Here is a 241-nt window from a genome sequence, read left to right on the forward strand (position 1 = left end):
AAAAAATGGATAAAACGGTTAATTTGGCAAGATTTGAGTCCTGAACAGGTGGTTGATTATTTGAAGCGGCATAAAGGGATATTTTTGCATCATGAGACAATTTATAGACTGATTTATCAAGATAAAATAGAGGGGGGTGATTTATGGCAACATCTGCGAATTGCCAGAAAACCCTATCGTAAACGCTATGGTCGCTATGAAAAAAGAGGCAAAATTAAAAATCGGGTCAGTATTGATGTTC

Annotated in this window: 1 pseudogene; it reads left to right on the plus strand. The window is 36.1% G+C overall.

The features are described from left to right. A pseudogene (locus tag EAE89_RS23340) lies at positions 1–241 on the plus strand (IS30 family transposase); the annotation flags it as partial.

The sequence above is a fragment of the Photorhabdus heterorhabditis genome, from assembly GCF_018448905.1.
Lineage (GTDB): Bacteria > Pseudomonadota > Gammaproteobacteria > Enterobacterales > Enterobacteriaceae > Photorhabdus > Photorhabdus heterorhabditis.